Origin of the sequence: Deinococcus marmoris DSM 12784, from assembly GCF_000701405.1 — a bacterium.
Taxonomy (GTDB): Bacteria; Deinococcota; Deinococci; order Deinococcales; family Deinococcaceae; genus Deinococcus; species Deinococcus marmoris.
Window position 1 is genome coordinate 1 of sequence record NZ_JNIV01000177.1, and the last position, 3,768, is coordinate 3,768.

General features: G+C 65.0%; 7 protein-coding genes and 1 pseudogene. 3 read left to right on the forward strand and 5 right to left on the reverse strand.

Annotated elements, in window-relative coordinates:
* Positions 1–73: 73 nt before the first annotated feature.
* Together Q319_RS27645 and Q319_RS29235 are read right to left on the reverse strand one after the other, a co-directional pair.
* On the reverse strand, positions 74–337 hold the full coding sequence (locus tag Q319_RS27645; RefSeq protein WP_156039557.1) for a hypothetical protein: 264 nt from the start codon (positions 335–337) through the stop codon (positions 74–76).
* 9 nt (positions 338–346) lie between these two features.
* Positions 347–496 carry a hypothetical protein gene (locus tag Q319_RS29235; protein WP_162178702.1) on the reverse strand — a complete coding sequence of 50 codons (150 nt, stop codon included), beginning with the start codon at positions 494–496 and terminating at the stop codon, positions 347–349.
* A 21-nt stretch (positions 497–517) separates the two neighbouring features.
* Here Q319_RS29235 and Q319_RS29240 point away from each other — a divergent pair, with 21 nt between their 5' ends.
* Positions 518–661: a winged helix-turn-helix domain-containing protein gene (locus Q319_RS29240; RefSeq protein ID WP_081846249.1), complete on the forward strand. Its 144-nt coding sequence runs from the start codon at positions 518–520 to the stop codon at positions 659–661.
* On the forward strand, positions 627–1,097 hold the full coding sequence (locus Q319_RS0122545; protein WP_029484649.1) for a magnesium chelatase subunit ChlI family protein: 471 nt from the start codon (positions 627–629) through the stop codon (positions 1,095–1,097). Before Q319_RS29240 ends, Q319_RS0122545 begins: the two co-directional genes overlap by 35 nt.
* Positions 1,098–1,124: 27 nt before the next feature.
* On the opposite strand, the gene Q319_RS25110 is transcribed toward Q319_RS0122545, so the two are convergent.
* Positions 1,125–1,454 (reverse strand): hypothetical protein, encoded by a 330-nt coding sequence (locus Q319_RS25110; protein ID WP_034416470.1) that lies wholly within the window; start codon positions 1,452–1,454, stop codon positions 1,125–1,127.
* A gap of 103 nt (positions 1,455–1,557) precedes the next feature.
* Positions 1,558–1,845 (reverse strand): hypothetical protein, encoded by a 288-nt coding sequence (locus Q319_RS0122555; protein WP_029484651.1) that lies wholly within the window; start codon positions 1,843–1,845, stop codon positions 1,558–1,560.
* 307 nt (positions 1,846–2,152) lie between these two features.
* Between Q319_RS0122555 and Q319_RS27655 the strand changes: the two genes are divergently transcribed.
* Positions 2,153–3,019, forward strand: a complete 867-nt coding sequence (locus tag Q319_RS27655; RefSeq protein WP_029484652.1) for a hypothetical protein — start codon at positions 2,153–2,155, stop codon at positions 3,017–3,019.
* 116 nt (positions 3,020–3,135) lie between these two features.
* Here the strand turns inward: Q319_RS27655 and Q319_RS27660 are convergent.
* A pseudogene (locus tag Q319_RS27660) lies at positions 3,136–3,339 on the reverse strand (hypothetical protein); the annotation flags it as partial.
* Between the last annotated feature and the right edge of the window lie 429 nt (positions 3,340–3,768).

Here is a 3,768-nt window from a genome sequence, read left to right on the forward strand (position 1 = left end):
AGCCGCCTACTGCCGTTTCAGACTACGATCAAATGCCCAAACGGCAAAAATGCCGTTCAGAACACTGTCAACATCAAGTTGTCCAGTACTGAATTGAAGAACTTGTGAAGACATGAAGGCACAACATGAACCTGGTGCAACTTATACGGACTCCGATTAGATCGTGTAGAATGGAGCCATCAAACTCTTTCATACTTCCGTTTAACTCCACCACTCCGCTGCCGATTTCTGGGCCATTTTCCGGTCCAGCACCTGCGCCGTAGAACGGCGCAGAGCGCAGTTTTTTGCGTTTCTTGCCAAAGGCAAAAGCGAAGTCGAGCTGCTGGCCTTGACTCACTACTCCGTCTCAGGTGCGCGGAAAGTCCTGGACCGCTCTCACACCCTGGGTCTGGATGGTCTCGGGGATGGCCGAGCGCACAATCAGGGCGCACCGTCGGTCCTCACTACGGGTGAGCAGCAGCGACTGGCTGCTCAACTCCAGGCGGATTTCGGTCAAGGCGTCGTCTGGAGCGGCAAAATGGTTCAGGACTGGATCAGGGATCAGCTTGGCAAAGACGTCTATCTGAGCCGCACCTACGAATTCATGCGTCTGGCTGGATTCTCGCCACAGCGTCCACGCCCCCGACATGTCGGGGCGTGGACGCTGTGGCCATCTCGGTGACCCGGAAAAGGGCTGCACCTGCACGCCCTCCGAGCGGGCGCGGTACGCGGCCAGAATCAGCGGCCCGCTGCTGGACCGGCTGGACATCGTGTGCCGGGTGCCCAGATTGACCGTCGACGAGCTGACCCGCGCGCCGGAGCCGGAAGCCTCGGCCCCAGTCCGCACACGGATTACAGCGGCGCGGGGCCGGATGCTGGAGCGGCAGGGAGGCCGCAGCGCCGATCTGGCCGGCCAGGCCCTGCGAAAATACGCGCCGCTGGCCCCCGGCCCGGAGGGGTCCATCCGTGCGGCGGCGCGGCAACTGGGGCTGACGGGGCGCGGCTTCGACCGGGTGTTGCGCGTGGCCCGCACGGTGGCTGACCTGGCTGGAGAGCGTGATGTGGGCGAGCCGCATCTGGCCGAGGCAGTCACCTACCGGCCACGCGACCTGACCTGAGACCCCTACCGCTCAGCCCCGGAACACCTAGCTCTCGCTGGTGCCGCGGTCCCGGTCCGGCATGGGCGTATTGACCTGATCCTGGTCGGCCCAGCCCCTCATGGGCCGCTCTGCCGGGTCCCGGTGATCATCATCGGGGCCACTGCCGCCCTCGACCAGAACGTCAGGGTCATTGACGACAAGCGCGGCGACAGCAAGGTTACCGCCACCCACCACGGCGGGGATGAAGGCCGCGTCGGCCTCCAGGTCTCGCCTGGCCTCACCCGGCAGCGGGGAATTGACGCGGTTGCCCGCCTCGCTCTCGACTTCCTTGACGCTCTTGCCCAGGGGTGTGTCGCCGTATCGGTTGTCAGTCATGCCCGCAGTCTGGGCGACTGCCGGTTCATTCGGGTGAGGTCGGGGTGCACCCTTCCTTATGTCGGCCCACAGGTCACGCCGCCGTGGCCTCCCGCGTCGGCGCTCAGCTCTCGCTGTTCTCGCTGCTCTGCCCGGCATCGGGACCTTTCTGCGCCCGGTCCCGGCGTTCCTCCACCATACCGCTGTCGGTCAGGAGGGTACGGGGCACGATCACCCCAGGATTGGTGTTGATGTTGCTGTTCGAGACGGCGGGAATCATCGCCACCTCCTCGTCGTGCCGGACCTGCTCGCCGGGCACCGAGGGATTGACACGGTTGCCCGCCTCGCTCTCGACCTCCTCGACGCTCTTGCCCAGGGGTTCGCTGCCGTAGCGGTCAGAGGAATCGGTCATGGGGCCAGTCTGTCGCCCCCGCCTGCCCCGGCGGGTGAGGTGTGGGGTGGCGTCTTCTTCATCCGGTTCCCGGCTGGCCCGCTGCCTGGCGGGGCCGGGGCGACATGAACGCCGGGCAGGGCGTCCCCCCGTGGGCGTGCCGAGTCGGTATGCTGTGCGTCAAGAACACCGCCGAGACCCCGCTAAACCCTGCGGTTCAGCCCTGGCCCACCGACCCACCCCCGAAGAGAGAACATGACCCAGAGTGCCCCCAGTGAACGCGCCCAGACGGCCCTGAAAACCAGTGGAATCACCGCAGTGCCCCTGAATGTCGCTGGAGCGTGAGGACGCGCTGTTCGTCCTGACCGACGACATGCTGGTCTACCAGGACGGCGGCGGCACCCGGCGCGTGACCCTGCGTGACCTGACCCGGATCCACAGCGATCAGGCCGGGCTGTTGCGGGTGGAAACCCCCGCCGGAACCGCCCTGACCGCCAGCCTGCTGGGCTTTGACGTGGGCCAGGTCCAGAGCTTTTTTAAGGGCGTCAGGAGCGCCACCGCCCGCGCCAAGGACCTGCCGGACTCGCCCACGCCGGCCCTGGGCGGGGCCAAGACCTTTGGGTCCGCGCCCGCTGCGGATCTCGGGGCCGCAGGAAGTGGGGAGGCCAGGGCTCAGGACGGCGAATCTCGGGGCGGCCAGCCGGAAGAAACGGCCTCCGAGGTTGCCGGAATGCCCAAGCCCGCTGGCACTCAGCAGGAAAAGGCGCAGCCGGACGAATCCGCCAGCGCCAGCGAGGCGGAGGCTGAAGAGGGCGGCGCGACGGGGGAAGCCGGGTCTCCCCTGACCTTTAGCGCCGCCCCCGCGCAGGAGGACGCCGCCGCTGCCAGGCCTCCCGCCGCGCCCGCCGCATCCGGGGGTCAGAATGTTAAAGACCTGGAACTCAGAAAGAGCGGGGGCAGCGCCGAGAATCCGGTGGTGATCTCGTCGTCGAGCTTCTCGCCGAATGTCAGCAAGCCAGGGCTGGGTGCGGGCGGCGGGGGTGTGGGGGCCAGGGCTGAAGCATCCAAAACCGAGACCTCCAAAACCGAGATCTTCAGACCCGAACCCGTCAAGCCTGAAGCCATGAAGCCCGAGCTTCGCAAGTCCCAGACTTCCGCGCCGCCGCCCGCTGCCCCGCCAGACCACCAGTTTTGACTATTGCCGGGAGCCACAGATCGTCAACACCATCCAGAGCTGCTTCCAGCTCGCAGCGGACGAACTCGCAGAGATGGGCTTCATCGGCTTGATCCAGTGTATGATACGGACTCCGATTAATTAGTGCAGAGAGGCCACCAGTGGAACAGGGTCTGTTGGGTGATGAGGTCAGGCTGATTTTCAAGCCAGGCACACTGTTGGCCCAGCACGTCCTGAAGCTCCTCCAACGACTCGAAACAACGATTCGCCAGCGGCCCATCCGTCAACTCCCAGATGCGCTCAACAGGTTGCAATTCCGGCGAATAAGCGGGCAGCGTGACTGTTTCGATGCCTGGAGGATGGGGTTTAACTAGCATTGGATTCCGTTGGTAAAGTCGCTAGCTCCTCAAAAATCTGCAAAATGGGGCATGTTGCACCTAGAACCCCTCGGTGAAATTCCTGGCGAGACCGCTCGGGACGCCCATATGGCCTTCTTCAGGAGCGCGGGAATTGCCATCCCGGCGTGTATTTTCCTGCCCGCCTGACTTTGCGGTAGAAGGCTGGAATCATAACCGACATGCCTGACATGAGGGGCGTCCGGGGCGTATCCCCGGACGGATGCAATCACCCTCACTCGACAGTTTCCGCTGCCAGGGCCCTGCTTGTCCAGCCTCAGGCCAGCCAGGTCTCGGGAATATTCGTCACCGCAAGTGGTACGACACGCGCTCGGGGCCACGCCGGTTGCTCCGCTGCTCGACCTGCGCCCGGGA